Here is a 26,614-nt window from a genome sequence, read left to right on the forward strand (position 1 = left end):
ATTGACAAGCTAGTGAATAATAACCCAATGATTGGTCATTTTGAATGACCAGGGCTGTCGCCAGCGGAGCTGACGTTGGCTTTCGAACCAAAACAGGGTTTTCACCAGTTGATAGGTGGTTTGATTCACTTGCTGCTGGCTACTGTTGCTGCTTTGATATACAGCTGTTGCTAAGCTAATTTTATTAGCCAACTGTTGTTGTGCTTTAGCAGGGAAATACCACAGTGGGTTATGATTGGCCTGTTTAAGCCGGTAATTAGCTGTTTCAATTGTGGCTGCTAATCCTGCTTTGTAAACAACTGGACGAAAGTTGTCAACTTTAGTCAGCACTTGTTTTAGATTATTAACTACACGATCGACTTGTTGCTGGGTAGATTGATTGTTTGACTGGGTTTCAAGTGCTTGGAGTAAATGGGTAGTGAGGGACCATTTTAGAGAGTAAGGATAAAAGCCCTCAATATCTTTAATAACTACTTCTTGATAAACAGACCAAGCCTGCTCAACTAATTGATTAAGTTCGGCTTTAACTGGTTGTTTAGGCTCAAATTGAAATTCGATAATAATAGGGTCGTGATCAGAGGCGCTAAAAAGGCTGTCAGATTTTGGTAATTGGCCTGAATATTTACGGCTATATTCAAACAGGCTGTTTTCCACAGAGTTAATATGCCAGCCAACAATATCAACCATTTTATTTGCTAGTTTTGGAGAAGCCAAGGCATGATCTAAATTACCTAACTCACCTTCGTAGCTGTAACTAAATGTTTTGTTGCCTTGAGCGTGGGTGTTTAAATTGATAAAACCATACCCGGCTACAATGGTTTGAGGCGGTTGCCAAGATTTGCCTGCTAACACAGTGTGGGCTGCTGTTTTGATTGGGCGTGATATTTGACTTGCCTGATAATCTGTGAGGGTGAGTAGAGGGTCTTCCTGGCCGTAAGCATTTAGATCGCCAAGAATGAGGATATTATTGCTTAATGATTTTTTATATTGTTTTAGGTACTCCCCTAAACGATAAGCAGCGGAAACCCTCAATTCATTACAACTGCCTTGTAAGTCATCGACATAATTGGGAGCAGTAGGCTTACCAGTAACTTGGCCTTTATTATTAAGAGGGATTTTGCCATCAACTGCATATTCCAAGTAATCTTCAAGACACATCGAGCCTTTGGATTTAAAGTGGTTAACAACAATAGAGAGTACTTCTCCTGTTTGGGTTTTAAAGGTTTGAATTAAACCGTCACGTTGTCCTTTATTAAAGTTACGGGTTTTGTTTTCTGTAGTGGTGACTGTGAACTGTTGATGAGGCATGGTGACGATATGGGCATTACCCACTAATGCTATCTTAGCAGGGCGATATAAAATCCCGACAGTAATTGCATCGTTACCAATGTAAGCGGCAACAGCTGGTTTCACAAATTGGTAATGATCATCAGGGTTGCTGATCATTTGATTCAGTGCCGTTACTAAAGAATGGATAGCACTGCTTTCACTGAAACCGTTATTCTCAATTTCCATTAAGCCGACAATATCTGCATCCATGGCGACTAGGGCATTAACGATTTTGGTTTGTTGTAATTCGAAATCAGTTAAACGAGTGGCGCCACGATTTTGATTGTTGGCTGGGTTACTTGCTGCACCAGGTACGACATGGTTAAAGTAGTTTAGGACATTAAAGCTGGCTATACGCAAGTTACCGTGTTGTTTGAGTGGTGGCGTTGCCTGCCGAGGATAGTGGTGGTGGCTAAACGCATTGTCAGCAATTAACTGAGTTGGGATAACACTGTATTGGCCATAAGCATATTTAATGACACCGGTTAACTGATCAACAGTGTCGCCAATGCGAATATAAAACTGATTAGGCTCAAAGGGGGGATAAAAGCTAATCACGCCATCTTGTTGTTTATGGTCGGTTTCAATAGTGATTTGATTTTGTTGGTTTGCTTTTGCCAGCTGCTTAGCTTCTTCACTAAGTGCAGGAAATAACTGTGTTGGCTTATATAAAGGGGTGCCTTGAGTAAGAGTCATATCATTACGCCGGCTTTTAAAGTTGAAACCATAATTTTTGGTGACAGTTAATGACGCATCACCTTGCCAACGGACTTGCATACCTTCATATGGCTCTAATGCCTGTAAAGTTGTTTCGGCAGATAAGTCAACAATTTGAGTCGTATCTTGGTGTTGTCCCATTGGTGAACAAACTTTGGCTTGCTTTAAGACCAGTTGAGTTTCGTTATAATGTTCCTTGACCAAGCCTTCTACACGTACTTTATCACCAACATTAACAGCAACTATCGGGTTACCATATACAAAGATTCCTTCAGAGGTGTTGGGATTGTTATCTTCATCAGTGATTTCTTCTTGCATAAAGAAACCCTGATAACGATTGGGTGTTAATTTAGTAACAATACCTTCTACTAAAAAAGAGGTGTCACTTTGGCGCTTATCAGCAGGAATGAGTGGGCTACGGTCTCCAGCGCCTTGTAGTTGACTAATTAATGTAACATCATTTGTTGTACAGCTAATGGTGTTTTGATTAGGTGAGCCTGTCAAGTCTACCTGGCCTAAGGTAGCTGCCATTACTTCGGGATCATTGGCAGGTGAAAATTGCCACTGAGAAGTTTGGTATTGTTGACTGGCTTTTGCTGTTGTACGTTGAATGGTTTTATCTTTACCAAAGTTGGTGCGTTGTCCAGGTGTACCAATAATATCCAGTAGCTGTTGGTTGTTGAATAAAGCAATAGGGTCATCCCCATTAAAGTTGACCGCCTGGCTGTCTGTTATCAGTTGAGCTTTATTTTTAATGGCTTCAACTGCTTTTGAGTAGCTGATAACGAAAGTGGTTTTAGCTGCGAGATTACCACTAAGAGCTAAAGTGTTGGTTTTATTTGGGTCGCCATTGGTGTATTTGGTTAGTTTGTAATTGGCTAGGTTAATAGATTGTGAAGAGGGGTTATATAACTCAATTGCTTTATTGTAGCTTTTACCCTCACTGTATTCGCTGATTATAATTTCAGCACTCAGTGGCAGGCTCAGATAAGCGCCAAGACCTGCAATAAGTGATTTATGGAGTTTAGTCATAATATCTCTTCTTTTAAGTGGGTCATTAAGTAGACAAAGAAACATCGCAACTGCCAGGGTGAGCTAGCATTGCTTGGGTATTTTTTTAAATTTTTTATTTTTCTTTGCTACTATCATTTTTATTAAATAGCACCGTTCAATAACTAACCGCAATTAAGAAACACGCTGACTCTAATAAAAGCGTACGATGATTGCTTACTGTTTTTTTTACACAGCCATGCACACCAGTCTTACTTAACTGATAGGAGTAGCCTGCGTTAATTATGCATCGTATCTGTTTAATTAAGATTAACGAGATTCATTAGTATGACTGAGTATTGAAAAAAATGGCTATATAATGAACGCATGAGTAGCATACCAATTAGCCGGGCAACCTTAGCATTGTCTTTTCTGTTCTGCCAACTTTTTTGTTGCTAATCTTTTAGTTTCTGTAAATAGAGGATTATTAATATAAGAAAGTTTAAATATATCTGGGTCTAATGTTTTAATGAAAAAACTTGTTTATTTGGTCAGGATTTTTTGTTTTTTAATAGATAAAACTTTTAATTAGTAAAACTAAAATGATAAATGTGTATTAACCCTTCGTTTTCGCTATAGCTAATAATCTCCAGCGAAGCAGATAAAGATTTATATTCTTCGTGAATAACTTTTAGGGTTTGTTGTTACTTTTCACCCTAATCATGTATAAAAACATAAACTCATAGGGCTTCATCGTTCAACGGCCCTGCCAGCACTTTTTACTTCAATTAATAAGGTTGATATCGCTAACTTCACAGTAGAAAGAAAGTTACCCCCCTAAAAGCCATTTGTTTTGACTATATAGTTGTCAGTTTTTTATATTTAATAGTAAACGACTTAAGACAGTTGTCTTTATAGACATAAGTCGAAGTACTTAGCTTTACGTATGTATCCCTAGCTAGAGTTTGAAGGATGACTTTGGTTTAAAAAATAGTAAGAGAGGGCAGCGAGCCTGATTAAAAAGTTACCTAATTATCACTATACCTAAGCCATTAACTGCTGTATATTTGAACAGCATGGAAACTTAATTGAGAAGGTATAAATAATGGCTATCAACAAAGTTCAATTTCAAAAAGGCCTGAGTTTAAACGAGTTTCTCAAACAATATGGTACAGAAGAACAATGCTTTAATACCTTATACAAATTGCGATGGCCAGAAGGTTTTCAGTGCCCCAATTGTGGATACGACAAATGCTGTCAACTCACTACTAGAAAGCTTCAGCAGTGCTATAAATGTCACCAGCAAACATCTGTAACTGCAGGTACTATCTTTGAATCAACCAAATTACCATTAAAGACTTGGTTCCAAGGGATGTATTTGATCTCCCAAGACAAAAAAGGTATATCAGCCATAGAATTACATCGCCATTTAGGTATTTCCTATCAAGCTGCCTGGAGAATGAAACATAAGCTCATGAAAGTGATGCAAGAAAGAGAAGGCACCAAGCAATTGTCGGGTTTTATTGAAATTGATGATGCCTATCTTGGTGGTGAGCGTACAGGTTGCAAAAGAGGTAGGGGAGCAGATGGGAAAATACCTTTTGTAGCAGCCGTAGAAACAACAAAACAAGGTCAACCGACACGAATTAAACTGAGCATTTTAAAAGGGTTTAATAAAGAAGAGATAACGGCTTGGAGTAGGCAGAATTTGGCCAAGGGCAGTACCGTAATCTCCGATGGACTGGCCTGTTTTAATGGTGTCATAGAAGCAGGTTGTCTTCATGATAAAATTGTATGCGGTGGTGGTCGTGCATCAGTAGAGGAACCTGAATTTTATTGGGTTAACACCATCCTTGGAAACTTAAAAAGTGCTTTACGTAGTACTTATCATGCTATTCGCGCTAAATATGCACAACGTTATCTTGCTGAATTTCAGTATCGATTTAATCGAAGATTTAGCTTAGTAGAATTTATTCCTAGGCTAGCATTTGTAGCACTGAGAACACCTCCACTACCAGGTAAGCTACTAAATATAGCTTAGGTATGATGATAATTAGGAAAAGTTATGCTCTAAGGTAAGACGTTATCGTTATTATAGGGTACTAGTTTGGTTATCACTGTTAAGGGTTGTGGTTGTTGTCGGACAAAATAAGCCTGCCATTATTATTTGCTCAATATTTAAGCGGCAAGCTAAAGGTTAATCACAGGTATTGTCCAGAGGAATAAGACAAGACCTATGATTAATAATAATGCCAAAAATACTTAAGCTGTAGTAGGAGGTTGCTGCTTAAGGCTTTTCTCCTCGTTTTAATCGCTGCTCTATATCGGTTAAACAGGCAGGCAGGTCTTTAATCGTATCTATGACATAATGGGCACCAGCACGATAGAGTTGGATAGTCGCAGAGCTTCTTAAGGCATCTTGTTCAGTATTATCAAGAGCTTGCCATTCTTCCCAGCTTTTGCCGAGTTTACACCCACTGATTGCAACAGCAACTGTCCACATGCCTGCATTTAAACCTTCTTCGATACCAGCTTCGCTATCGTCAACTTTAACGCAAGCATGGATATGCCCAACATCTAACTCAATAGCGTTTTTTAAACTCATTTGTGGACAAGGACGGTTACGGGATACTTCATTGGCACAAACAATACTGGTGAAGGTTACTCCTTGATTTTGTAATTCTGGTAATAGGTCTGCTACAAGGCTACGGCTGTATTCTGTATTAATGCCTAATTTGATGCCTTGTTTGGTTAGCTGTTTTACCAGTTCAGTAGTGCCTGGAGTCAGTTCTGCATGACTTAAAATAGCTTTCATCTGATGGAGAATAAACTTTTCATGTAATTTTTCTATATCTTCATGACTGGGAAGCCGACCATGCTCTTTAGACCAAGCTTCAGTAATTGCTGGGTCATCTAATAACTGCTTAATTTGCTGTTGGTAATCAGCAGTATTTAGTTGGCGAACGAGTGATTCTGGCAAGTCGAGTTGGTGATCAGCAAAGGTGGCTTGAAGTGCTTTTACGGGGGCCATCGCGCCAAAGTCAATGAGGGTTCCAGCGAGATCAAAGATGACACCTTGGACTTTGCCAATATATTTGCGCTGATTGCTGTAACTCTTAGGTTGCTCCTGCATTATTATGTTCCTTATTAGTTAGCGGCTGCTACAGCGTCCGGCAGACGACAAATAACCTACTTTAGTGTTGGGCTTATCCTACCAATCAGTTTAGTAACTGTACAAGTAATACTCCTAGTAAAAAGTCATGAAGGCTTTAAGATAGTGTAGCCGGATAGTTAAAAAAACCCTAGTTTCCCAATTCAAAATTGACCATCCATTGTCTAATGGTTGTGGTATGTAAATAGAGCTTCAGTGGGTGTGCATTCCAATGATAGACGCTACACGCTATATGTAAAACTTCCCAATAATACTATATAAAAACAAAGTGACAATCCCATGAAGGCGATTACGCTTGCTATATGAAAACTTTTATGTCATTTCACTGCTGTCCCATAAGATTGAAACAAAAAAGGCTTAAGTCCCCATAAGTTGTTACAATGAGAGTGCAACCAAACACTGCAAAACCAGAGGATTTAAGCCTTGGCTCATCGTAACACAATCTTGCACCAAATACTTCAGTTGCTTTCTAGACATGAGTTTGAATCACTAGCCAATCAGCATCATACGGGTCAACGGCTACGTAAAATGACTCGGTGGGGGCAGTTTGTTGCGCTATTATTTGGTCAACTCTCAGGTCGCAATAGTTTGCGTGACATCATTGATCACCTATCGATTCAGCAGCATAAACGCTATCACCATGGTATTGGAAATATCACCAGAAGTAGTTTGGCCCGTGTCAATGAACAGCAACCCGCTACGCTTTATGAAGCCTTGTTTTATAAGCTATTAAATAAATGTCATCATCATCGGCCAGGGCATAAGTTTCGTTTTAAAAATCCATTGTATTCTCTTGATGCATCAGTGATCGACTTGTGTTTATCCATGTTTCCTTGGGCAGATTTTCGAAAAAGTAAAGGTGCTATCAAGTTACATGTTGGGTTTGATCATAATGGCTACTTGCCTGCATTTATGAGTATTACTGAAGGGAAATGTCATGAAATACAGATAGCACGCAGCCTTGATCTCCCCAAGGGGAGTATTCTTGCTGTAGACCGTGGCTACACTGATTATCGCTGGTTTAATACTTTAAATGAGCAAGGAATCTTCTTTGTAACCCGACTAAAAAAGCAAGCCAAATACCGTGTACTAAAGCGCCAGCCTACCGACAATAGCAGTACAGTCACTTCTGATCAGCACATTCAGTTGACTAGCCAACAAGGGGCTGTTTATAAAGGTCATTTACGTCGTATCGGTTTTAAATGCCCAGAGACTGGCAACCAATATTACTTTTTAACTAATAATAGTAAGCTCGCAGCCAGCACCATTGCAGCTATTTACAAAGAACGCTGGAAAATAGAGCTATTTTTTAAGTGGATAAAGCAAAACCTAAAGATAAAATCGTTTGTCGGTACCTCTAAAAATGCCGTGTTAACCCAGATATGGGTAGCCATGTGTGCTTATTTGCTCGTCGCTTATCTAAAATTTTCTCATGGAATAACACTATCGATCACTCAAATAGCTCGACTCATACAACTCACTTTGTTTGAGCGTAGAGAGCTTAAAGCATTATTTACACCCTCACCACCGAATAATACAGATGATCATAAGCAAATGAGGATGCTGTAAATGTGGGACAGCAGTGATGTCATTTAGCCATTATTACTTGATTTAATACCAATACTACTCAGTCAAACAAAAAACTTTCATCTAAATGTAATGTTTTGTGAGCATATTAACCCATGATTTTTTAGTTGCTAACTGCATTAAATTTTAGGGGGAGTAATAACGATGGTAGGGCAAAAAAAATGGCTGGCCAATTTATGTTTGGCTGCGACTTGTGCCATTAGTGTAGCGACTGTTGATGCTGCAGAAATAAAAATTAAAAACATCATCCTACTGATTGGAGATGGTATGGGGCCTCAGCAAATGGGGCTACTAGAAGCTTATGCAAGGCAAGCACCTAATTCTCGATATCAGCAAGGGAAAACGGCAATGTCCCATTTAGCTGATAGGGGCGTGATAGGGTTATCGATGCATAACCCTGCTAGCGCTATTGTGGTTGACTCAGCCAGTTCCGCCACGCAATTGGCAACCGGGGTCCCAGCAGGTTCTGAGATGATTGGTTTGGATGTTCAAGGAAATTCCATAGAAACCATTTTAGAACAGGCGAAAAAAGCAGGTAAAGCAACTGGATTGGTATCTGACACTCGCTTAACCCATGCAACCCCTGCTTCGTTTGCAGCTCATCAACCGCATCGTTCACTGGAAAATAAAATTGCTGAAAATATGTTGGCAACGGCGCCAGATGTCATGCTATCAGGTGGATTACGCCACTGGATTCCAACAGATGCTGGTAAACCAGGGAAAACCCATGATCAACTCGTAACATTGGTAGGTGACAAGATTAGTCTAAAGTCTAAACGAAAAGATAACCGAAACTTATTAGCTGAAGCCAAGCAGGCGGGATATCAACTGGCTTTTGATCGTGATCAACTCTCAGCGGCTAATAATAATGGCAAAGTATTAGGCTTGTTTAGTAGCTCAGGCATGTTGGATGGTATTGCCTATAGTAAAGCGAAAGATGATCCAAAGCGTCGTGAGCCCAGCTTGCGTGAAATGACTAAAAAAGCATTAGCTGTTTTAGCCAATGATCCTGATGGTTTCTTTTTGATGGTCGAAGGTGGTCAAATCGACTGGGCGGGCCACAATAATGATGCTGGCACAATGTTACATGAAATGCTCAAGTTTGATGAGGCGGTGGCCGCTGTTGTGGAATGGGTTAAAGACCGTGATGATACTTTAGTGGTACTAACAGCTGACCATGAAACAGGCTCGTTTGGGTTTAGTTATTCTGCCGCTAATTTACCAAAAGCCAAGGCCTTACCGGGTAACGCTTTTAAAGGGATTAAGTTTAAACCTAATTTCAACTTTGGTAGCCCTGCAATTTTAGATAGGCTATTTGCTCAACAGAAGAGCTTTAATGCAATGTTTGCGGAGTTTTGGACACTTTCCAAAGATCAACAAAGTGCAAAAGCACTAGTGAAAATTATTAATGCAAACAGTGAGTTTAAAATTACTGAAGCTCAGGCTGAACGAATTTTAGCCACAGAAAATAACACCTATTATCAACCTGACCATAAATACCTTAGCTTAAAGCAGTTCCCTAAAGTGACTGACTTTAAAGCATTTTATGTTTATGGCGATGAGGTGAAGTTTAACCTGTTAGGGCGTGAGTTAGCGGAACAACAAAATGTAGTGTGGGGTACTGGTACCCATACTCATACCCCAGTTGCCGTGTTAGCTTATGGGCCTGAACAACTCACCAAAAGCTTTGCAACTATCCAACACCATACTGATATTGGACGGAAACTGAAGTCTGCTTTAAGGTAAAGGACAGCCTTGCCTTTTCTTAGTTAGAGGAAAGGCAGGGCATATTCTATACACTATAATAAGACCTCAAAATACTAATCCTGTTTGGAGTCTGTGCTTAAAGACGATGGGTGTAGTCTGTTTTTTGATCTGGTGTATTGGGTTTTAGTTTGTGATCAGCACAGTAATTTACTGTAAAATGTTTTTCTGGTTGTTGTAAAACTGTTATATTCCACTCTTTATATAAAGGTAACCTGATTTTGTTCGGTTTGAACGAGGTTAAAGCTTGATGCAATTTGCAAGAAAATGGCTTGCACTCACTTGCTGTAGTTTTTTCTACGCGGCTCCAGTGCTTGCTAATAACGATCAAGATCCTTGGGAAGGGTTTAATCGCTCAATCTTTGCATTTAATGAGACTATTGATACTTATGCGCTTAAACCTATTACACAAGGCTATCAATACATTACACCTGATCCAGTAGAAGGTTTGGTGAGTAACTTTTTTGATAATTTGGGTGAAGTACGTAATGTGGTGAATGACTTGCTGCAACTGGAAGGCAAGCAGGCGTTAAATGACTCTGGTCGTTTGGTAGTCAATTCAACAGTAGGTATGTTAGGTTTGCTTGACGTAGCCAGTGAGTTTGGGTTGGAAAAAAAATATCAAGATTTTGGATTAACCTTGGGGCATTGGCAGGTACCTCAGGGCAATTATCTTGTGCTGCCATTCTTTGGACCTCATACTGTTCGTTCTGCAGTTGGCTTAATCCCCGATTCCCAGCTTAATCCGGTTACCCATATCGAGGATGTGCCTGTTCGTAATGGTTTAATGTTAATGAATGTTATAGATACCCGTTCAGGCTTATTGAAGGCAGAAGACTTAATAGTGGGGGATAAGTACACATTTATCCGTAACACTTATCTACAAAACCGTGCATTCCTGTTAACGGGTCAGCAGCCTGAGGATGACTTCTAGCTAGAGGTTGTGGCTAGTTGATCAATAAACCACATTGATTTGATGGGATGCCCTTTCTGAGAAGGTCGGTATAACTGGCCTTCTGCAATTCCAGCCATGAAAATAAATAATACTGGACCACCCTACCTGACAAAGTCACTATTTGTCTTATATAAACACCTGAATAGTTGTCTATCATATTTCAGGCTTGTTATTTTTGCGAAAGGCATGTACCTCTGGACCAGTATTTAGTCAGTACTAAATAATTTTATGGATTTTTAGAGCGATTTGATAAAGGGTTTCATCCTCCTCACTTTGTTTATCATCAGTAATATCAGATCTTATCACTTCAGCTTCTGCTTTAAAGTCAGGGAATTCTGGGCGTTCTGATGGTATGGTGATTTCAACCCTGTCTCCTACCGGTAATGGCGAGTGATACTCGATCATGATTCCTGAACTACTTAAGTTGCGACAGTGGACAGAAAATGTTTGGCGAGGCTCACCGTGAGAGAGTGAGGCAGGTGTGTCCATCACCATGCGGATAAAACCTCTTTTTTCACTATAGAGTCTGTTGCTCAAAGCCATTATTGTCCCTCACTTTTATAGTAGTTGTACAATCCTTATACTCGGCATTTTTCTTTCTGTCAAAGCCTCTATTATAACGAACAAAGGATAACTGGTTTATGCTAAGGAATAACACAGTTTTAAAGCGCTTGCTGTTCGATTAAGAAAAGAGTAAGGTGTGCCGGTTCGCGTTAGGCGCTGTTGATTAGCTGGTGTTTTACCCTGTTTTTGAAAGCTTGGTTGCAAAAATGATGACAAAAAGCTTTTCATCAAAAAGCAGTAAACAAGTAAAGAATATAAAGGACGCCTTATGGCGGTGGAAAGCAACACACTGCTAGTTATAGATGATGAAACCACAGTGCGTGAGAGTGTTGTGGCTTATCTAGAAGATAGTGGCTTTAGTATTCTAGAAGCCGAAAATGGTGTGCGTGGGCTGGCAGTTTTTGATGAACATCACCCTGATCTAGTGATTTGTGATCTTAGAATGCCAAAGCTTGATGGCTTGGGAGTGCTTAAGCAGATTAGAGAAAAGTCACCCGAGACACCGGTTATTGTGGTTTCTGGGGCGGGGGTTATGTCGGATGTAGTTGAGGCGCTCAGGTTAGGTGCCAGTGATTACCTGATTAAACCCATTGTTGATTTAGAAGTGCTTGAGCATTCCGTCAATCGTGCGCTTGAAAATGCACAGCTTGTGAAAGATAACCAGCGCTACCGGGAAAGCCTGGAAGAGGCTATCCAAACCTTACGCGAAAGCTTGGAAGAACTTCAAGCCGATCAAAAAGCCGGACGGCAGGTGCAAATGAAAATGTTGCCGGCAACTCCCTATCGTTATTTAGATTATCAGTTATCTCACCATATCAGCCCTTCGCTTTATTTAAGTGGTGACTTTGTTGATTATTTTCGTTTATCAGATCACCAGTTTGCTTTTTATTTAGCCGATGTTTCTGGGCATGGTGCTTCTTCAGCATTTGTTACAGTGTTGCTTAAGCATATGTCTACTCGGCTTAAGCGTGAGTATGCTAGTCGAAAAAGTGATAATTTAATCAAGCCTTCTGAGGTGTTTAGCTATATCAATCGTGGCCTACTTAATACCGACCTAGGTAAACATGTTACGATGTTTGGCGGTATTGTTGATACTAAAGCAAATACGCTAACGTATGCATTTGGGGGACACTTTCCCTTTCCAATATTGGCAACTGATAAAGAGGTTGCCTATCTTGAAGGGTATGGGTTGCCAGTGGGATTATTTGATGATGCTACCTATAACGACTTTACTATGGAGTTACCAGAAAGGTTTGCGCTAATAACTTTTTCTGATGGCATCATTGAAGTACTTCCACATGCTAAATTAAAAGACAAAGAAGAATATTTGTTGTCAGTGATTAGAGGTGGGGCCATTACCGTTGAAGCCTTAATTGAGGCGTTAGAGCTTAAGCAGCTAAAAGATGCGCCTGATGATATTGCGGTGCTGGTATTGGCCAGGAATATGTCATGACTGTAGGTAAAATTCAGTTTGCTGAGAGTGAAGGCACTTACATTTTAAAGTTTGTAGGTGACGTGCGGCTAACCCTTTGTTCTACGCTGGATACCTTCCTCGATAAAATGTTCGCTCAGCCAGACTTTCGTTCAGTGATAGTTGACTTAACCGAAACTGAAGGTATTGATAGTACTTCACTGGGGCTGCTTGCCAAGCTTTCCATTCAAGCCAAAAGGCGCTTTGGGTTGATACCAACCATTGTCTCAACTAATGAAGATATTAATCGAGTCTTGTTAAGTATGGGATTTGATCAGGTATTTATTTTGGTAAGAGATCAACTTCAAGAAAATCAGGCAATGAACGAGCTGCCTTGTCAGGAATGCTCAGAGCAAGTGGCGAAGGAAAAAGTGCTTGATGCTCATAAAGTATTGATGAGCTTAAATGAAAAAAATCGCAATACTTTCAAAGACTTAGTAAAAAGCTTGGAGTGTGATAGTTAATGGTCAAGCTTATTACCCCTGTAAACTAGAGGCAATAAGCATGTTATATTAGCCTAGCTGAGCCAATTGTTTTTCAAGTTTGACTTGGTCTGCCGCAAAGTTTCGAATGCCTTCAGCCAGTTTTTCAGTAGCCATAGCATCTTCATTCATATCCCAGCGGAATTGCTGTTCGCTAACGGCATACTTTTCGTATTGGGCACCGCAATTCTCTGCATTCAGTTTTCTTTCTAGTGGATCTTCAGTCGCTTCTAGCTCAGCCAGTAACTGTGGGCTGATAGTGAGACGGTCACAGCCTGCCAGTTGTTGTATTTCACCGATATTACGGAAGCTGGCACCCATCACCACTGTGTTGTAACCAAACTGCTTGTAGTAGTTATAAATTTGGGTAACTGATAAAACCCCTGGATCTTCATGAGCAGAGTAATGGTCTTTGCCTGAGACTTTTTTATACCAGTCCAAAATACGACCAACAAAAGGTGAAATTAGGAACGCTCCTGCATCTGCGCAAGCGGCTGCTTGGGCAAAACTAAACATCAGTGTTAGGTTGCACTCAATACCTTCTTTTTCTAATACCCGAGCGGCTTCGATACCTTCCCAGGTAGAGGCAATTTTGATCAGGATGCGTTCTTTATCAATACCGGCTACTTGATATAAGTCAATCAGTTGTTTGGCTTTGTTGATGGAGGCTTGGGTATCAAATGAAAGCCTTGCATCTACTTCTGTGGAAATACGACCAGGAATCACTTTTAGAATTTCACAGCCAATGGAAACTGCCAGTTTATCAACAGTATTGGCCAGCATTTCCTGATTGTTGCCTCCTCGCTGTTTAGCCCACTGAATAGCTTCTTTAAGTAGTGGTTGATATCGAGGTAAAGCAGCGGCTTTCAATAGCAGCGAAGGGTTGGTGGTCGCGTCAACTGGTTGATAACGTTTAATCGCTTCTATATCACCTGTATCTGCTACAACCGTTGTCATTGTTTTAAGCTGAGCTAGTTGGTTACTCATAAAATACCTAGTGTTTTCAAATGACTTATTTATTTGAGTTGCTCATTAACTGACTCTATTTATCATAACATGGACTAAGCCTGAATATTTATAAAGTTAGGCTATGTAAGAGAAAGTTCTGTGCACTTGCTTAAGGCGGTTTTCAATACATCAATTGAGGCATTTGGTTTGTGGGTGTTTTCGCTTAAGTGGCGCCTGAACAGCCGTGCACCAGGTAAACCTTGGAATAAACCCAAAATATGTCGTGTCAGGTGGTGTAGCCTGGTACCAGTAGCCATCTGCTGTTCTATATAAGGAATAAATTGTTCTATGACCTGGTGGCGGTTTGGCGCTGGTTTTTTGCATTGATAAAGTAATTTATCAACATCTGCTAATAGGTAAGGTGTTTGATAAGCTGCTCGGCCTACCATCACCCCATCCACATGAATAAGGTGCTCCTGAACCTGGCCTAGGGTGGTGATTCCGCCATTGATAATGATGCTTAGACTAGGAAATAGTGACTTGAGTTGATAAACCCAATCATACTTCAGTGGTGGAATTTCTCGGTTCTCTTTAGGAGAAAGGCCTTCCAAGATGGCAATCCGAGCATGGACAATGAAGGTGTCACAGCCAGTTTCAGCTATCGTTGAAACAAACTCAACAAGCTGCTCAAAAGACTCCTGGCCATTAATTCCAATCCGGTGTTTAACAGTAACAGGCACTGAACAAGCGTCTTGCATAGCTTTAATGCAGTCAGCTACCGTTTTCGGCTCAGCCATCAGGCAGGCACCAATGCGCCCATTTTGGACTCGGTCACTGGGGCAGCCAACATTTAAATTAACCTCATCATAGCCCCATTCTTCAGCGATTTTGGCGCACTTAGCCAGTTCATCTGGTTCATGGCCCCCTAGCTGGATAGCTAGGGGGTGTTCTTCAGCATTAAAGTCTAAAAAACGTTGACGATCTCCATGAAGAATGGCTCCTGTGGTCACCATTTCAGTATACAGCAGGCTGTGCTTAGAAATTAAACGAAGAAAATAGCGTGCATGACGATCCGTCCAATCCATCATGGGTGCAACGGCAAAAGTTCGGTTCAAGGTTTTACTGCTTTTCGTTTGCATTTCAATAAGTTAGCTATCTTAAATTATTCAAACAGTTGACTAAAAAGTCTCAGAAAATCGCTGTTTTTCACCCTTCGGTGTACCATTTAGTGTACCATATAAGAAATGGTACACCGCTACGAGGCTGATTAAATGTTGACCATTGTAAAGCGTCCACGTGCAAATGGAAATGTCGCTTATCGGGCCGTGGTGAGAGTAAAGTGGAAAGGCAAGATTGTCTATTCTGAATCGCGCACTTTTGACCGGGAAAGGCTGGCCAAAGCTTGGGGGAAGAAGCGGGAATTAGAGCTTCAGACTACGGATGGTATTGAAAAACTGAAGGTAGCCAAGGTCACGGTTGCAGAGTTGATTGAACGCTACATCCAAGAAGTTGACCCAATTAAGCGATTAGGGCGAAGCAAGCGTTATACCTTGGAGCAGTTGAGATGTTCTGATCTTGGTAGGAAATCAGCGGTAGAGCTAACTAGCAGTGATGTAATCGATCATTGCAAGATTCGTCAGTCTGAAGGAGCAGGTCCGGCTACGGTTAGCCAGGATGTGACTTACCTAAGAACCATATTCAGCCTTTGCCAAGCAGCATGGGGGATGCCTATTACCTCAGGTGCGATTGATGCTGCAAGACCAGTACTTAATCAGTTGGGGCTTATCGGTAAATCGAGTCGACGTGATCGACGAGTTACACCCGACGAAATCAATCAGTTGTCAGCAGCCTTTAAAGAAAGATTCTCAAATCGACAAGCAAATATTCCAATGAGTGATATTTTTGAATTTGCTATCGAAACGGCTATGCGGCAAAACGAAATCTGCAGCTTGCGCTGGGAAGACCTGAATCTGGACAAGAAAACGATTGTTATCCGTGAGCGGAAAGATCCAAAAAATAAACACAACAATCACCAGGAAGTGCCGCTGTTGGGTAAGGCATTGGGTATTGTTCTCAAACAACCCCAGGTGTCGGATCTGATTTTTCCCTATAACTCTAAATCTGTAGGGGCTGCCTTTACACGTGTGGTGCGGAGTTTGGGTATACACGACTTACGTTTTCATGACCTTCGTCATGAGGCAGCGAGTAGGCTCTTTGAGCAGGGATATGATATTCAGGAAGTGGCATTGGTGACTGGGCATAAGGACTGGAACATGCTACGTCGGTACACTCAGATTAAACCGGAATCGTTACATCGCTAGCGGAAACCCGCTAGCAATTCATTTTGTCCCATTCACTTTGGGCATGTTTTTGTTGCTCTTCAATATAATGAGCTAAATCCTCAATATGCACCATACGTGGGGCTTTATTCGTTTTACCTACCCGAAAGGTATTAAACGGCAATTGATGAGTACTAGCACGGTAATTAGCCGTTTGTGGCGTTAATCCTAAATATTTTTCACACACTTCATTGAGAGGGATAACAGTGGTACCATACTCAGCCATTAATAATAAAACGGTATTAAATTTACCTAATTATCATCATACCTAAGCTATATTTAGTAGCTTACCTGGTAGTGGAGGTGTTCTCAGTGCTACAAATGCTAGCCTAGGAATAAATTCTACTAAGCTAAATCTTCGATTAAATCGATACTGAAATTCAGCAAGATAACGTTGTGCATATTTAGCGCGAATAGCATGATAAGTGCTACGTAAAGCACTTTTTAAGTTTCCAAGGATGGTGTTAACCCAATAAAATTCAGGTTCCTCTACTGATGCACGACCACCACCGCATACAATTTTATCATGAAGACAACCTGCTTCTATGACACCATTAAAACAGGCCAGTCCATCGGAGATTACGGTACTGCCCTTGGCCAAATTCTGCCTACTCCAAGCCGTTATCTCTTCTTTATTAAACCCTTTTAAAATGCTCAGTTTAATTCGTGTCGGTTGACCTTGTTTTGTTGTTTCTACGGCTGCTACAAAAGGTATTTTCCCATCTGCTCCCCTACCTCTTTTGCAACCTGTACGCTCGCCACCAAGATAGGCATCATCAATTTCAATAAAACCCGACAATTGCTTGGTGCCTTCTCTTTCTTGCATCACTTTCATGAGCTTATGTTTCATTCTCCAGGCAGCTTGATAGGAAATACCTAAATGGCGATGTAATTCTATGGCTGATATACCTTTTTTGTCTTGGGAGATCAAATACATCCCTTGGAACCAAGTCTTTAATGGTAATTTGGTTGATTCAAAGATAGTACCTGCAGTTACAGATGTTTGCTGGTGACATTTATAGCACTGCTGAAGCTTTCTAGTAGTGAGTTGACAGCATTTGTCGTATCCACAATTGGGGCACTGAAAACCTTCTGGCCATCGCAATTTGTATAAGGTATTAAAGCATTGTTCTTCTGTACCATATTGTTTGAGAAACTCGTTTAAACTCAGGCCTTTTTGAAATTGAACTTTGTTGATAGCCATTATTTATACCTTCTCAATTAAGTTTCCATACTGTTCAAATATACAGCAGTTGATGGCTTAGGTATAGTGATAATTAGGTAAATTTAAAAGTCATTGCTGCTTTCCTTCCTTAAATGATGCTTAATGATTACTGTTTTGCACAGAAGCCATCATTTTTGAAATAGCTTTATTAGCAATCGATGCTGAAATTTCCATTTGACCGACAGCGTATGCCCTACCAAAAGCTTTCATAAGGTCATAGTCGTGTTTTATATCGATGCGAATAACGCATTCGCGGGGCCTCCATTTTTTCATGACTCTATTCCTTAACTTATTTTTAATTAGGCTATTATTTGGCAGTGTTAATCGAGCATATATCTAGTTTTAAAATTTTTAGCCGATGCTCCAACACACGCTCAATACAATTAACTATTCGATTGAGTTCCTCATGACCTCTGTATTCGATAATGTCGTTAAAATCAATGTCGCCATAGTGGGTTTTAATGATAAAACCAGTTTGCATATCAGGGACCTGTTTGGCTAACGCATATTCCACTTCTTCAATTGTATTGAGGCTCATTTTCCTGTCCTTAGTTTTGAAGCTATTGAAAGGGTTTAGCGACTGCAAACTGCTAAACAAATACATAATTAATTTAATCGCTTAAACATTCGTGACTCTATAGTTTGTAGATCTAATTCACGTTGGTCAGGGTCATTTTTAAGTAAATCACCATCTTCTGTGGACCATAAAACATCTTGCATCGGATCTTCTTCAGGTACTACCAATTTGATCGCCGGTGTGATTTTTACAGGATCTTCATCCTCAGTATTAAGCATATTTATTTTTAACTGTAAGGTAACTGAACCTGTCTTTTTGGTTTTTCTAACAGCTTTAACCACTTTGGTTATTTTCTCAGTTAATTCTGCATCCAGACAGCCTTTGCTTAGCTCTGCAACGGTTCTGCTAAAAGGTGTATTATCATTCATTATTTGTTTAGTCCTAAAATTGTTTAAGGAGGGAACTAAAGCAGATCTTGTTTTATATTATTGATTTACAACTTCCCCGGTTTCAGTATCCACAAATTCCTTTTTATCTTCAGTCTCGTTGCTAAATTCACCTTCGAAAACATTGACCTCATCAAACATGGTTTGATGGTCTTGGCTTTCACCGCTATGGGCTTGCTCTTCCAAGGTCACTGCTTTTTGCATTTCGACACTAACAGGCAGGTATTTAAATAAACGACGGATGACGGTTTTCTTGGCCATTTCTTCATAGTGGGTTTTCCAGGGACCAGAGTCAGCGGCTTTGGATTGACGACGGACTTCGTCTACTTCAGGCTTCCACATCACCTCAATCTGGTGGCCGCCGTCTTTTAATTTGGCCAGGGCATAAACACCCAGCATGCTACCGCGATTTAGGGTGTCACTGGTGGGTACATGGTGCAGGCGTTCTTCCAGACCATAAGCAAAATCAAATTCGTCACCTTCATACACCGCATGCGCTTGTAAGGAAATAATCTGGCCTGAGCGACGGGCTAGGTCGATCATACCGCGATAGCCGACAATAAACTGTACATCCACGCGATTTTCACGACGATTGCGAAAGGGTATAAGGTAGGAGTGGCCTAATCCTGAACCGACCTCTAAACCCAGTTGAGCCGATTGCACAATGGCACCGAATAAGGAAAGGGGATCACATTCACCCAGCATTTTATTTTTACGAATTTCAGTCAAGGCAATCCGGGACATCCGCTCGGGTGTCATGTGCTTAGGTAAAGCCGCCTGAATTTGATTGAGAAACCGCTTGTCTTTCAACATGCCATCAATAGTGGTAGGTAATGGCTTTTTATTGGGAACTTGGCTTATGGGTTGCTGGTTAAGTGCTTGGGCAATTTGTTGGCTTCTACTCATCGTCTTGTCCTTTGGCGGTGTGGCGTTTCCTGTTTTAACCCTAGTTATGAGGGGCTTTTGTTAAAGGCGAAATACCCGGCTTTCGCTTGTTTTAGTAAATTTTTTCGCGAGTGTTGGATGGGTTGCTTTAAAACCTTTGCCATCGAATCGGCTGGCGTTTTGCAATTTCCAAGTAGCCAATTTAGAACCGTGGTTATCAATTAAAATAGCGGCTTCACCCAGGCATTTTTTTATTTTGGTTTCGTGTACGTCGGCTAGTTTTTCGAGAGCCTTAATTTTACTTTTCAGTTCTTTTAATTTTTCAATAGACACTTGCGTTTCGCGGTCAGCTAAAATCGATTGGCCATTATCCTTTTTGAAAAATTCATTCACTTCATTTAAGGCCGTTGGTTCAGGGGGTACACCCGCAATGACATGATCAAACCAGAATTGGCGAGCGCGTTTGATCATCATGGTTTCGACTTGTTGGTTACGCTCAACCCGGTATTGCAAATATTGTTGACCGCCCTTTAATAATGCCACATCACAAATATCAGCATTTAAGACAGCCAGATACCAAGTGCATTGCAGCCAATAAGAGTGGGGAATTTCGTCGGTGTTTTCTTCCCCCCATTCTTTAGCAAAAGGACTCGCAGTTTTGCACTCTAATAAATGTTTGGAGCGAATTTCATTTTTAACGACCGGTGCTTTACCATTTTGCCAAATAATTCGGTCAATATTGGCAGCCATCCAGGGCATGTCTGCATGGTGAATGATACGATTGATCCGTTGTACTTTATGGCCTGTACGCTTGGTATATTCCTGGGCAACCACCGGTTCTAGTTGAGTTCCCCAATAAGCAGCCTCACCTGCTTGATCGGGACCTGCTTCGCCAACTTTTTCCTTCCATACTTGCAGTGGGGTTTTATAGGGATTTAACCCTAAAATAGCACCGATATCTGAACCACCCATACCCATCCGACGATTAAAGTGCCAGGCTTCTTCTTCTGACATTTCAACTACATTATGCTGTGCTGCCAGGGCCGTGACATATTCGTCATGAATTTTTGCGTCAATATCCATTTTAATCTTCTCCATGAATAACACATGCCAGTTCGAAAGCTGATTCAATTAATAATTGGCGGTATTGATTGAGTACTTTATTTAATTCTTTTGGGTTATTGGTATGGCATGCCATTTGTTTAGTAATGTCAGTAAATTGATTTGTATCAGCGGCATGGTCATACACATCATCAAATGTCCAGGTTTGATCGAAAAGGGTGACTGGAGTATCGTTTAATAATTCTTTTGCCGTTTGTTTAATATCAATTTCTTTGGCTAAAAAGGCTTTTTCCAGTTGTTCCTCTTTTCGGTAATAGCGGTCTAAGTCCGCCATAACGCGGCATTGCATAATATTCTCCTTATATTTTTATTATCGGTAGCGGGAATTTAATTGGCTGACCTGAAGTTCTATAAGTTTGCCAATATTTTTCCTGCCGTTTTTTGTAAGCATTTAATCGGTCTTTATTGGTAGCTGCCCGGTTGGGGGTTGCCATGTGTATAGATACTGTGAAGGTCGTACGCCTGCTGTGTTTCTTTCTGCGCATGAGGTGATCCCTCTCAATGGATAGAGAAGATAAAGTATTCTTAACTTCTTTAGATATAAATTTAAGTTAACTTTAATTTGTAGTCAAGAGGGGATTTGAAGAAAACTTTATTTTTGTTCGAGGAAAGTTAAGCTCACAGAGCTGTGAGCCTTAATCAAACTTAAGTGAAAGGGTTGTTAAACTAGGGTGACAGATGAAATAACAACACCAAAGATATCTGGCGCATCAATTTCAATGAGCTGTTCAGGCCAGTTGGGGTTAGCTGGTTTAAGAAATAGCCTTGTCCCTTCTTGTATAAGTTGTCTAAGAACAGCTTCACCTGACGCTTTTGCCACTACATAAGATCCATTTTTAAAAGGTTTCTCTGGATCTACGTAAATCATCTCTCCTTCATCAAACTTAGGAGCCATGCTGATACCTGAGACTGGCAAGATGAATGTACTTTCACTGCATGGAGTAATTGATGGGTAAGTGGGCGCACCGTCAATAGGTAACTTTTTAATTGAGCCAGCTTCATTAAGCTGCTCCCATGAGATAAGTGGATAAACACCTGTTACTGGTGGTCCAGGTATCACCATTGGTTTTTCTGGTGTTAGTTGCTCATTACCAGTCAGAAGCCACTCTGGACTGCACTGCAAAGCTCTAGCCAATGCAAATAGGTTCTCTCCTTTAGAGCCTTTGGTATCTCCTTTTTCAAGCTGACTTATAGCTGCACCAGATACACCCACTTCTTTGCCCAGTGCGTTTTGAGTCATTTCTAACTCTTTTCTTCGTGCTTTTAGCCTTTCGCCAAAGCTAGTCATAGCTTATCTCTCAACGGGTTTTTAAGTTAGCTTAACATATCAAATATAAAGTTTGCTTGATTTTAGTAATTAAGTTTGCTTCAATCGTGATTGTGTAAACACCACAAACAAGGATGAGTATGAGAAAGGTTGATGCAATTAATTATTTTGGAACTGCCTCAAATCTGGCTAAGGCTTTGGGTATTAAGCCCTCAGCAATAACACAATGGAGAGAGTTTGTTCCACCACTTCGCGCCTTCCAACTTGAGCACCTCACTCAAGGTAAGTTAAAGGCAAGAAAAATACCAAACCAGGCTACTAACAATACTACATGTGTGGAGGTATCTCATGTACCACTGCGATCGGAAACATCGAGTACACCTATTAAATAGGTATATCAGTCGTTGGTTGGAATATCCTAAGGTATCTCGCCAGGGAATTGCTGAAGAAGTAATCACATTTTTAAAGGAATATGGTTATCTCGAAGTGTTAGAGCGAGAAAATATTCAATTCAGTCAAACACGCAATTTAACAAAAGACTTAAGGATTAATGCACAAAAGATTTTTCGCTGGTTGGGTGATTATGACGAAGTAAAACCTTCACCCAGTAAACTATTTTTTGTCGAAGCCGCCATAGTGGCCACAATGCCTCTCGATTTACGCATGGCTTATTTAAACGAAGTATACGATGTTGCTGGTGTTTATATCGGGGTTAAACAATCCAGTAGTGAAGGTATTTGCAGCCAAACCATGGCAGCTCGTTTAACCAAAGAAAATATGGAGGCTCAGTTATCGGTGATTGAGTTGGGTGATTGCCCAACAGAAGAGGCTGTAAAAAATGCCCATCGGGAATTAAAAGAATCAGCCGCAACCACACAGGCAGCTGTTGAAGCATTAGAAACGAATTACCCGTTTATTTCACTAAAGAAAGAAAAAAGCTGCTAATCCAGCTGAGCATATCCAGAAAAGCAGCTTTTAATTTTAGTGTTGGAGATATAAGTATGACTGAGATTTCAGAATCATGCAAAGTTTTTGCTTTTCCTAGTGGTGAAAAACCGGAGTTTAGGAAGCAGGGGGAGTCGGTCAAAGTGGATATTAATAACGGATACATGCGAATTGCAAATGAGTTAATAGAAGCAATTTCGCGCTTAGATATTAGTGGTCGCCAGTTTCGAATCCTGATGGCCGTTACCCGAAAAACCATAGGTTTCAATCTTGAAGTGGATTGGATTGCGCCTCAACAAATTGCTGAGTTAATTCATTATGAGGGGGATATTTCACATATCTATGCAGACTTGCGGGTATTAAAAACGAGAAACATTTTATTAACGAAAGGGAGAAATAAGGGTATCAATTTAGTGACATCTGAGTGGGTTTACCAAAAACCTAAGGCAGTTAAAACTAGCAGAAAACGGCCACAAAACTGGCAGAAATCGGCTACTCATGAAACGTCAAAACTAGCAGAAACCGGCCAAAAAACTAGCGGAAATCCGCTACAAAAGTGGCCGAAAACGGCTACAAATGAAAACGAAAAACTAGCAGAAAACGGCTACTCGACTAGCGGAAATCGGCCACAAAAACTAGCAGAAATCCGCCAGACACAAAAGACAAAAAACACTATACCAAAAAACAATAACCCCCCTATGGTCCCCCCCGAGGGGGAAAACCCAACCAACCCGACTTCGAAATCACGATCTCGATCGCCAGCGAAGCGAGCCACCCCAGCGCCAGAAAAATTCCAGTTGACTCCCGAGCTGGTTCAGTGGGCTAGCGAAAAATTTATCCAGGTTGATCTCGTGATCGAAACCGAGAAATTCTTGGATTACCACCGAGCCAAAGGTTCCACGTTCAAGTGCTGGGCGTCGGCTTGGCGCAACTGGATGCGAAACGCTGAGAAATTCGCGGCTGAAAAACAAACGCAATCTGCAACCCGCTCCAAGGCTGGAGAAATGGACTGGGATGATACCAGCTGGCGGTTTAACCTAGGACTGTGAGGATTTGACGATGAAAAAACCAGGCGAAATAATTTCGGGTATTAATTTTAATCAACCCAATACTCAGCAGCCAGAGCCAAACTCTCAGGATGTTTCTGAGCATGCCGCTCAACTGGTTAATTTAATTTTTCGAGAGCTGGTCGGTATATTTTCCGCTTGGAAACAAACCTATGCGGATCCTGAAGTCTTAGCCAGCGCTAAACGCAATTGGACCAAAGGGTTTATTACTCATGGGATTAACCGCGTAGAACAGGTCAGAATTGGATTAAACAAAGCGCGCGGTATCAATAAAAATTTTGTGCCGAGTGTTGGCGTGTTTGTTAACTGGTGCAAAGGTGATCCTGAAGACTTTGGTTTACCCAGCGCAGCCTTAGCCTATCGAGAAGCTTGCCGAAAAGCACATGATTTTAGTCCTGGCCAACTCAATTGGAGTCATCCAGCGGTATACTCAGCTGCCAGAAACACGGGATTTTTCGAATTAAAATCCATGTCTGAACGGAATATTTTTCCACTTTTTGAGCGAAATTATAACTTGGCTTGTCAGCAAGTGATGGCAGGAGAAGCACTACAAGACGTACCTAAGGCGCTGACCGATGAAATACCAAAATCGATCGCAGAAAAAAATAAAGCCTATCACGATACACAGCAACAGAAGTATTTACAGGAACAGGGGCTTGATCAACTAAATGATCCGCGGGAAGCGATGAGTGCGATTTATCAGATGTTGGGTAGAAAATAAAAAAAGCATTGCCTCAAAAGTACGGATGCAAAAGAAAGGAAGTGCAGCCGAGGCAATGCATAACAATTGCGTTGTAAGTGTCTTCACGAGCGGGTTAAACAATACAGCAAATGTAGTTTATTTTGCTAGTAACGAACGACCATGTAAGTGATAAAAAAGACTAGGGGTTGATATGAGTCAATTGGAATCAACGTTGGATCTACATATTCGTTGTTATGGCATACCACAACCAACACGAGAATACCGCTTTCATCCTGTTAGACGGTGGCGTTTTGACTTTGCCTGGGTTGATCAAAAAATAGCAGTGGAGGTGGAAGGTGGTGGCTGGGTTAATGGTCGCCATAATCGAGGTAAGGGCTTTGCTAGCGACATGGAAAAATATCATGAAGCGATGATTCTGGGCTGGCATGTTTATCGTTGTAACGATGAGTTAATCACCAGTGGACGAGCAATTAAGGCTATTCAGTTGTTACTTGCCCGTACCCAGCAAGCCGCCTAGTGATGTATTTCAGTCAAGGGGGATACAATGAACCTGTTACACGAACTTGCCGAAATCATAGGCCCTGAAGCCACATTGAAACTAGGACAAAACCTGGGAGGTGCACGGTTATATATTCCACACCGAATGACGGATGAACATATTCTAGTCTCCCTTATTGGTTTTGAGGCAGCCGAACAGCTCAGTGATTACTTTCAAGGGGATCATATCGAGCTGCCATCAAAGCAGCAGTTTAAGCAGGTGCGTAATGACTTAATCAAACGGGACTATCACAAGATAAAGTCAGGTGGTGGGTGTTCTCGGGTTGATTGGCTCGCGGCTAAGTATGGGATATGCAGACGACAGGCGTTGAATATTTTGAGGGATGAGGGAGCTGAGGACGAGGTGGGGATGGAGCCGGTGCAAACTACCTTGCAATTGATGTGAAAATATTCAACTATATTGATTGCTACAGTTAGGAGTAAATAATAATGAATTACATTGATGTAGAGCAGGTTGCGAGGTTGTTAGCAGAAGAAAAAATCACGTTTATCGAGTTTATAGAAATTAGTCAAGAAGCTAATTTGAATACTGAACAAATACAAAAAATTATTTTGCTACAACGGCAGTATTACTATAAACAAGCTATAGAATCTCTAAATAAAATTAGATCTTCCATTGAAAATCAGCTGGTTTATGATCAGGAAATTAAATCATACGACTTCTTTAAAGATATGGATGAGTTTGGTGACGATGAAGAGTTTTATAATAGGGAAAATATCGAAAAAATTATTAATAGCTTTTATGAGAGAGAAGGGGTTTATCCTACAGCAAAACAAATTCTGTTTGGTTTGTTGGAAATGATGAAAAAGACTGCCCAGAATAAGTTTTTACCGTATAAGGTTAATTAATATTTGATTGTCATTTTATTTTTGAGTAAAAGCCAGCAATTGCTGGCTTTTCAATTATCGACACAAACTTTCACAAGGAACGCCATCCTTATCCCTATCTAGCCTAAATAAATTGCACTGATTAAGATAGAACTTTGCTTCCTCACAAGATGTCATCTGCTTACAGTATTTTTTATTTCCACAAGCAAATGCATGCTTATAATCAGGTTTGGATTTCGCTTGGGCTGTGGCCTTTTTATTGCGACGCCATTCCCAAGGTGGTACTTGTTGAGCAGTTGGTAAGGTCCATATTCCCCGTTTTTCTGCTTTGGCCTCTGACTCATATTGTTTTAGCTCTTTACTATCACTGTAATGGTCGTATACCCAGGCAGCCCCTTGTTTTACGAGTTCTGCATTGATCCAAGTTTCACCCAGGTATATATGCGCAATACTCCTGCCGTATTTGTCTTTGGTCTGAATTTCTGCTTTGACATTTTTTTGAAACACCATATTTGACAAGGCTTGTTTTGCCTTCTGGCCATATGGTTGGGCTTTCTCTGGGGTATCAATTTCTGCTAGTCGTATTTTGACTTGCTCTCTGCTGGTAGTAAGTAGTGTTAGGGTGTCTCCGTCTGAAATGCTTATTACCTTTCCATCAAGTGCTAAAGTTAATGAGGGTAGCAGAGTCAGGAGTAGTATAGTCAGTTGTCGCATATTGGGTTCCTCAGTGTAT

The 26,614-nt window shown here is 40.8% G+C and carries 28 protein-coding genes and 1 pseudogene; 14 read left to right on the plus strand and 15 right to left on the minus strand.

All coding sequences use genetic code 11. The features are described 5' to 3' along the window. Positions 1 to 9: 9 nt before the first annotated feature. Positions 10 to 3,078 (minus strand): ExeM/NucH family extracellular endonuclease, encoded by a 3,069-nt coding sequence (locus tag G4Y78_RS11965; protein ID WP_163833243.1) that lies wholly within the window; start codon positions 3,076 to 3,078, stop codon positions 10 to 12. A 1,063-nt stretch (positions 3,079 to 4,141) separates the two neighbouring features. Here G4Y78_RS11965 and G4Y78_RS11970 point away from each other — a divergent pair. After that, positions 4,142 to 5,077, plus strand: a complete 936-nt coding sequence (locus G4Y78_RS11970) for an IS1595 family transposase (protein ID WP_163830705.1) — start codon at positions 4,142 to 4,144, stop codon at positions 5,075 to 5,077. A gap of 246 nt (positions 5,078 to 5,323) precedes the next feature. On the opposite strand, the gene phnX is transcribed toward G4Y78_RS11970, so the two are convergent. Beyond that, complete coding sequence (phnX, locus tag G4Y78_RS11975; RefSeq protein WP_163833244.1) at positions 5,324 to 6,169, minus strand: phosphonoacetaldehyde hydrolase; 846 nt, start codon at positions 6,167 to 6,169, stop codon at positions 5,324 to 5,326. 462 nt (positions 6,170 to 6,631) lie between these two features. On the opposite strand from phnX, the gene G4Y78_RS11980 reads away from it, so the two are divergent. The 3 genes from G4Y78_RS11980 (at position 6,632) to G4Y78_RS11990 (ending at position 10,493) form a co-directional block, all read left to right on the plus strand. After that, the gene (locus G4Y78_RS11980) at positions 6,632 to 7,777 is read left to right on the plus strand and encodes an IS4 family transposase (RefSeq protein ID WP_163832675.1); all 1,146 of its coding nucleotides are present in this window, start codon (positions 6,632 to 6,634) and stop codon (positions 7,775 to 7,777) included. Positions 7,778 to 7,939: 162 nt separating this feature from the next. Next, on the plus strand, positions 7,940 to 9,541 hold the full coding sequence (locus G4Y78_RS11985) for an alkaline phosphatase (protein WP_163833245.1): 1,602 nt from the start codon (positions 7,940 to 7,942) through the stop codon (positions 9,539 to 9,541). Positions 9,542 to 9,809: 268 nt separating this feature from the next. After that, positions 9,810 to 10,493 (plus strand): MlaA family lipoprotein, encoded by a 684-nt coding sequence (locus G4Y78_RS11990; RefSeq protein ID WP_163833246.1) that lies wholly within the window; start codon positions 9,810 to 9,812, stop codon positions 10,491 to 10,493. 237 nt (positions 10,494 to 10,730) lie between these two features. Here the strand turns inward: G4Y78_RS11990 and G4Y78_RS11995 are convergent, their stop codons facing one another. Beyond that, positions 10,731 to 11,057 carry a PilZ domain-containing protein gene (locus tag G4Y78_RS11995; protein WP_163833247.1) on the minus strand — a complete coding sequence of 109 codons (327 nt, stop codon included), beginning with the start codon at positions 11,055 to 11,057 and terminating at the stop codon, positions 10,731 to 10,733. A 289-nt stretch (positions 11,058 to 11,346) separates the two neighbouring features. Between G4Y78_RS11995 and G4Y78_RS12000 the strand changes: the two genes are divergently transcribed. Together G4Y78_RS12000 and G4Y78_RS12005 are read left to right on the plus strand one after the other, a co-directional pair. After that, complete coding sequence (locus G4Y78_RS12000; protein WP_163833248.1) at positions 11,347 to 12,531, plus strand: SpoIIE family protein phosphatase; 1,185 nt, start codon at positions 11,347 to 11,349, stop codon at positions 12,529 to 12,531. Beyond that, positions 12,528 to 13,013: an STAS domain-containing protein gene (locus G4Y78_RS12005; protein WP_163833249.1), complete on the plus strand. Its 486-nt coding sequence runs from the start codon at positions 12,528 to 12,530 to the stop codon at positions 13,011 to 13,013. The genes G4Y78_RS12000 and G4Y78_RS12005 overlap by 4 nt, the downstream gene beginning before the upstream one ends. A gap of 48 nt (positions 13,014 to 13,061) precedes the next feature. Here the strand turns inward: G4Y78_RS12005 and tal are convergent, their stop codons facing one another. Together tal and dusA are read right to left on the minus strand one after the other, a co-directional pair. Beyond that, the gene (gene tal, locus G4Y78_RS12010; protein WP_163833250.1) at positions 13,062 to 14,018 is read right to left on the minus strand and encodes a transaldolase; all 957 of its coding nucleotides are present in this window, start codon (positions 14,016 to 14,018) and stop codon (positions 13,062 to 13,064) included. 101 nt (positions 14,019 to 14,119) lie between these two features. Next, a complete protein-coding gene (gene dusA / locus G4Y78_RS12015; protein WP_163833251.1) occupies positions 14,120 to 15,118 on the minus strand; it encodes a tRNA dihydrouridine(20/20a) synthase DusA in 999 nt (332 codons plus the stop codon). Positions 15,119 to 15,250: 132 nt separating this feature from the next. Here dusA and G4Y78_RS12020 point away from each other — a divergent pair, with 132 nt between their 5' ends. Then, positions 15,251 to 16,300: a tyrosine-type recombinase/integrase gene (locus tag G4Y78_RS12020; protein ID WP_163833252.1), complete on the plus strand. Its 1,050-nt coding sequence runs from the start codon at positions 15,251 to 15,253 to the stop codon at positions 16,298 to 16,300. 10 nt (positions 16,301 to 16,310) lie between these two features. On the opposite strand, the pseudogene G4Y78_RS12025 reads toward G4Y78_RS12020, so the two are convergent. The 9 genes and pseudogenes from G4Y78_RS12025 to G4Y78_RS12065 form a co-directional block, all read right to left on the minus strand. Next, a pseudogene (locus tag G4Y78_RS12025) lies at positions 16,311 to 16,547 on the minus strand (pyocin activator PrtN family protein); the annotation flags it as partial. A gap of 39 nt (positions 16,548 to 16,586) precedes the next feature. Further along, the gene (locus G4Y78_RS12030; RefSeq protein ID WP_163830705.1) at positions 16,587 to 17,522 is read right to left on the minus strand and encodes an IS1595 family transposase; all 936 of its coding nucleotides are present in this window, start codon (positions 17,520 to 17,522) and stop codon (positions 16,587 to 16,589) included. 120 nt (positions 17,523 to 17,642) lie between these two features. Next, entirely contained in the window at positions 17,643 to 17,816 is a 174-nt protein-coding gene (locus G4Y78_RS12035) for a hypothetical protein (protein ID WP_163833254.1), read from the minus strand. 34 nt (positions 17,817 to 17,850) lie between these two features. Beyond that, positions 17,851 to 18,081, minus strand: coding sequence for a hypothetical protein (locus tag G4Y78_RS12040; RefSeq protein ID WP_163833255.1), 231 nt, complete (start codon positions 18,079 to 18,081; stop codon positions 17,851 to 17,853). Positions 18,082 to 18,149: 68 nt separating this feature from the next. After that, a complete protein-coding gene (locus tag G4Y78_RS12045; protein WP_163833256.1) occupies positions 18,150 to 18,488 on the minus strand; it encodes a hypothetical protein in 339 nt (112 codons plus the stop codon). Positions 18,489 to 18,545: 57 nt separating this feature from the next. Continuing rightward, a complete protein-coding gene (gene recT / locus G4Y78_RS12050) occupies positions 18,546 to 19,412 on the minus strand; it encodes a recombination protein RecT (protein WP_163833257.1) in 867 nt (288 codons plus the stop codon). A 60-nt stretch (positions 19,413 to 19,472) separates the two neighbouring features. Beyond that, positions 19,473 to 20,474, minus strand: coding sequence for a YqaJ viral recombinase family nuclease (locus G4Y78_RS12055; protein WP_163833258.1), 1,002 nt, complete (start codon positions 20,472 to 20,474; stop codon positions 19,473 to 19,475). Between the two features lies 1 nt (position 20,475). Beyond that, positions 20,476 to 20,802 (minus strand): hypothetical protein, encoded by a 327-nt coding sequence (locus G4Y78_RS12060; RefSeq protein ID WP_163833259.1) that lies wholly within the window; start codon positions 20,800 to 20,802, stop codon positions 20,476 to 20,478. Between the two features lie 372 nt (positions 20,803 to 21,174). Next, the gene (locus G4Y78_RS12065) at positions 21,175 to 21,801 is read right to left on the minus strand and encodes a S24 family peptidase (protein ID WP_163833260.1); all 627 of its coding nucleotides are present in this window, start codon (positions 21,799 to 21,801) and stop codon (positions 21,175 to 21,177) included. 119 nt (positions 21,802 to 21,920) lie between these two features. Between G4Y78_RS12065 and G4Y78_RS12070 the strand changes: the two genes are divergently transcribed. The 7 genes from G4Y78_RS12070 to G4Y78_RS12100 all read left to right on the plus strand — a co-directional run bounded on the left by G4Y78_RS12070 (position 21,921) and on the right by G4Y78_RS12100 (position 25,902). After that, complete coding sequence (locus G4Y78_RS12070; protein WP_163833261.1) at positions 21,921 to 22,172, plus strand: Cro/CI family transcriptional regulator; 252 nt, start codon at positions 21,921 to 21,923, stop codon at positions 22,170 to 22,172. Then, positions 22,129 to 22,725, plus strand: coding sequence for a hypothetical protein (locus G4Y78_RS12075; protein ID WP_163833262.1), 597 nt, complete (start codon positions 22,129 to 22,131; stop codon positions 22,723 to 22,725). The genes G4Y78_RS12070 and G4Y78_RS12075 overlap by 44 nt, the downstream gene beginning before the upstream one ends. Positions 22,726 to 22,781: 56 nt before the next feature. Further along, complete coding sequence (locus G4Y78_RS12080; RefSeq protein ID WP_163833263.1) at positions 22,782 to 23,774, plus strand: replication protein; 993 nt, start codon at positions 22,782 to 22,784, stop codon at positions 23,772 to 23,774. A 10-nt stretch (positions 23,775 to 23,784) separates the two neighbouring features. Continuing rightward, entirely contained in the window at positions 23,785 to 24,513 is a 729-nt protein-coding gene (locus G4Y78_RS12085) for a replication protein P (protein WP_163833264.1), read from the plus strand. A 172-nt stretch (positions 24,514 to 24,685) separates the two neighbouring features. Then, positions 24,686 to 25,012 (plus strand): PDDEXK family nuclease, encoded by a 327-nt coding sequence (locus G4Y78_RS12090; RefSeq protein ID WP_163833265.1) that lies wholly within the window; start codon positions 24,686 to 24,688, stop codon positions 25,010 to 25,012. A gap of 27 nt (positions 25,013 to 25,039) precedes the next feature. After that, positions 25,040 to 25,438: a hypothetical protein gene (locus tag G4Y78_RS12095; protein ID WP_178124458.1), complete on the plus strand. Its 399-nt coding sequence runs from the start codon at positions 25,040 to 25,042 to the stop codon at positions 25,436 to 25,438. A gap of 44 nt (positions 25,439 to 25,482) precedes the next feature. Beyond that, complete coding sequence (locus G4Y78_RS12100) at positions 25,483 to 25,902, plus strand: hypothetical protein (RefSeq protein WP_163833266.1); 420 nt, start codon at positions 25,483 to 25,485, stop codon at positions 25,900 to 25,902. Between the two features lie 54 nt (positions 25,903 to 25,956). Here G4Y78_RS12100 and G4Y78_RS12105 read toward each other — a convergent pair whose 3' ends face one another. After that, the gene (locus G4Y78_RS12105) at positions 25,957 to 26,595 is read right to left on the minus strand and encodes a thermonuclease family protein (RefSeq protein ID WP_163833267.1); all 639 of its coding nucleotides are present in this window, start codon (positions 26,593 to 26,595) and stop codon (positions 25,957 to 25,959) included. Positions 26,596 to 26,614 lie beyond the last annotated feature (19 nt).

This window comes from Spartinivicinus ruber (genome assembly GCF_011009015.1).
Taxonomy (GTDB): Bacteria; Pseudomonadota; Gammaproteobacteria; order Pseudomonadales; family Zooshikellaceae; genus Spartinivicinus; species Spartinivicinus ruber.

Bases quoted from the DNA above. Each gene is read 5' to 3' on its own strand.
- G4Y78_RS11965 (WP_163833243.1), bottom strand. From the start codon at position 3,078: ATGACTAAACTCCATAAATCACTTATTGCAGGTCTTGGCGCTTATCTG.
- G4Y78_RS11970 (WP_163830705.1), top strand. From the start codon at position 4,142: ATGGCTATCAACAAAGTTCAATTTCAAAAAGGCCTGAGTTTAAACGAG.
- phnX (WP_163833244.1), bottom strand. From the start codon at position 6,169: ATGCAGGAGCAACCTAAGAGTTACAGCAATCAGCGCAAATATATTGGC.
- G4Y78_RS11985 (WP_163833245.1), top strand. From the start codon at position 7,940: ATGGTAGGGCAAAAAAAATGGCTGGCCAATTTATGTTTGGCTGCGACT.
- G4Y78_RS11990 (WP_163833246.1), top strand. From the start codon at position 9,810: ATGCAATTTGCAAGAAAATGGCTTGCACTCACTTGCTGTAGTTTTTTC.
- G4Y78_RS11995 (WP_163833247.1), bottom strand. From the start codon at position 11,057: ATGGCTTTGAGCAACAGACTCTATAGTGAAAAAAGAGGTTTTATCCGC.
- G4Y78_RS12000 (WP_163833248.1), top strand. From the start codon at position 11,347: ATGGCGGTGGAAAGCAACACACTGCTAGTTATAGATGATGAAACCACA.
- G4Y78_RS12005 (WP_163833249.1), top strand. From the start codon at position 12,528: ATGACTGTAGGTAAAATTCAGTTTGCTGAGAGTGAAGGCACTTACATT.
- tal (WP_163833250.1), bottom strand. From the start codon at position 14,018: ATGAGTAACCAACTAGCTCAGCTTAAAACAATGACAACGGTTGTAGCA.
- dusA (WP_163833251.1), bottom strand. From the start codon at position 15,118: ATGCAAACGAAAAGCAGTAAAACCTTGAACCGAACTTTTGCCGTTGCA.
- G4Y78_RS12020 (WP_163833252.1), top strand. From the start codon at position 15,251: ATGTTGACCATTGTAAAGCGTCCACGTGCAAATGGAAATGTCGCTTAT.
- G4Y78_RS12030 (WP_163830705.1), bottom strand. From the start codon at position 17,522: ATGGCTATCAACAAAGTTCAATTTCAAAAAGGCCTGAGTTTAAACGAG.
- G4Y78_RS12035 (WP_163833254.1), bottom strand. From the start codon at position 17,816: ATGAAAAAATGGAGGCCCCGCGAATGCGTTATTCGCATCGATATAAAA.
- G4Y78_RS12040 (WP_163833255.1), bottom strand. From the start codon at position 18,081: ATGAGCCTCAATACAATTGAAGAAGTGGAATATGCGTTAGCCAAACAG.
- G4Y78_RS12045 (WP_163833256.1), bottom strand. From the start codon at position 18,488: ATGAATGATAATACACCTTTTAGCAGAACCGTTGCAGAGCTAAGCAAA.
- recT (WP_163833257.1), bottom strand. From the start codon at position 19,412: ATGAGTAGAAGCCAACAAATTGCCCAAGCACTTAACCAGCAACCCATA.
- G4Y78_RS12055 (WP_163833258.1), bottom strand. From the start codon at position 20,474: ATGGATATTGACGCAAAAATTCATGACGAATATGTCACGGCCCTGGCA.
- G4Y78_RS12060 (WP_163833259.1), bottom strand. From the start codon at position 20,802: ATGCAATGCCGCGTTATGGCGGACTTAGACCGCTATTACCGAAAAGAG.
- G4Y78_RS12065 (WP_163833260.1), bottom strand. From the start codon at position 21,801: ATGACTAGCTTTGGCGAAAGGCTAAAAGCACGAAGAAAAGAGTTAGAA.
- G4Y78_RS12070 (WP_163833261.1), top strand. From the start codon at position 21,921: ATGAGAAAGGTTGATGCAATTAATTATTTTGGAACTGCCTCAAATCTG.
- G4Y78_RS12075 (WP_163833262.1), top strand. From the start codon at position 22,129: ATGTACCACTGCGATCGGAAACATCGAGTACACCTATTAAATAGGTAT.
- G4Y78_RS12080 (WP_163833263.1), top strand. From the start codon at position 22,782: ATGACTGAGATTTCAGAATCATGCAAAGTTTTTGCTTTTCCTAGTGGT.
- G4Y78_RS12085 (WP_163833264.1), top strand. From the start codon at position 23,785: ATGAAAAAACCAGGCGAAATAATTTCGGGTATTAATTTTAATCAACCC.
- G4Y78_RS12090 (WP_163833265.1), top strand. From the start codon at position 24,686: ATGAGTCAATTGGAATCAACGTTGGATCTACATATTCGTTGTTATGGC.
- G4Y78_RS12095 (WP_178124458.1), top strand. From the start codon at position 25,040: ATGAACCTGTTACACGAACTTGCCGAAATCATAGGCCCTGAAGCCACA.
- G4Y78_RS12100 (WP_163833266.1), top strand. From the start codon at position 25,483: ATGAATTACATTGATGTAGAGCAGGTTGCGAGGTTGTTAGCAGAAGAA.
- G4Y78_RS12105 (WP_163833267.1), bottom strand. From the start codon at position 26,595: ATGCGACAACTGACTATACTACTCCTGACTCTGCTACCCTCATTAACT.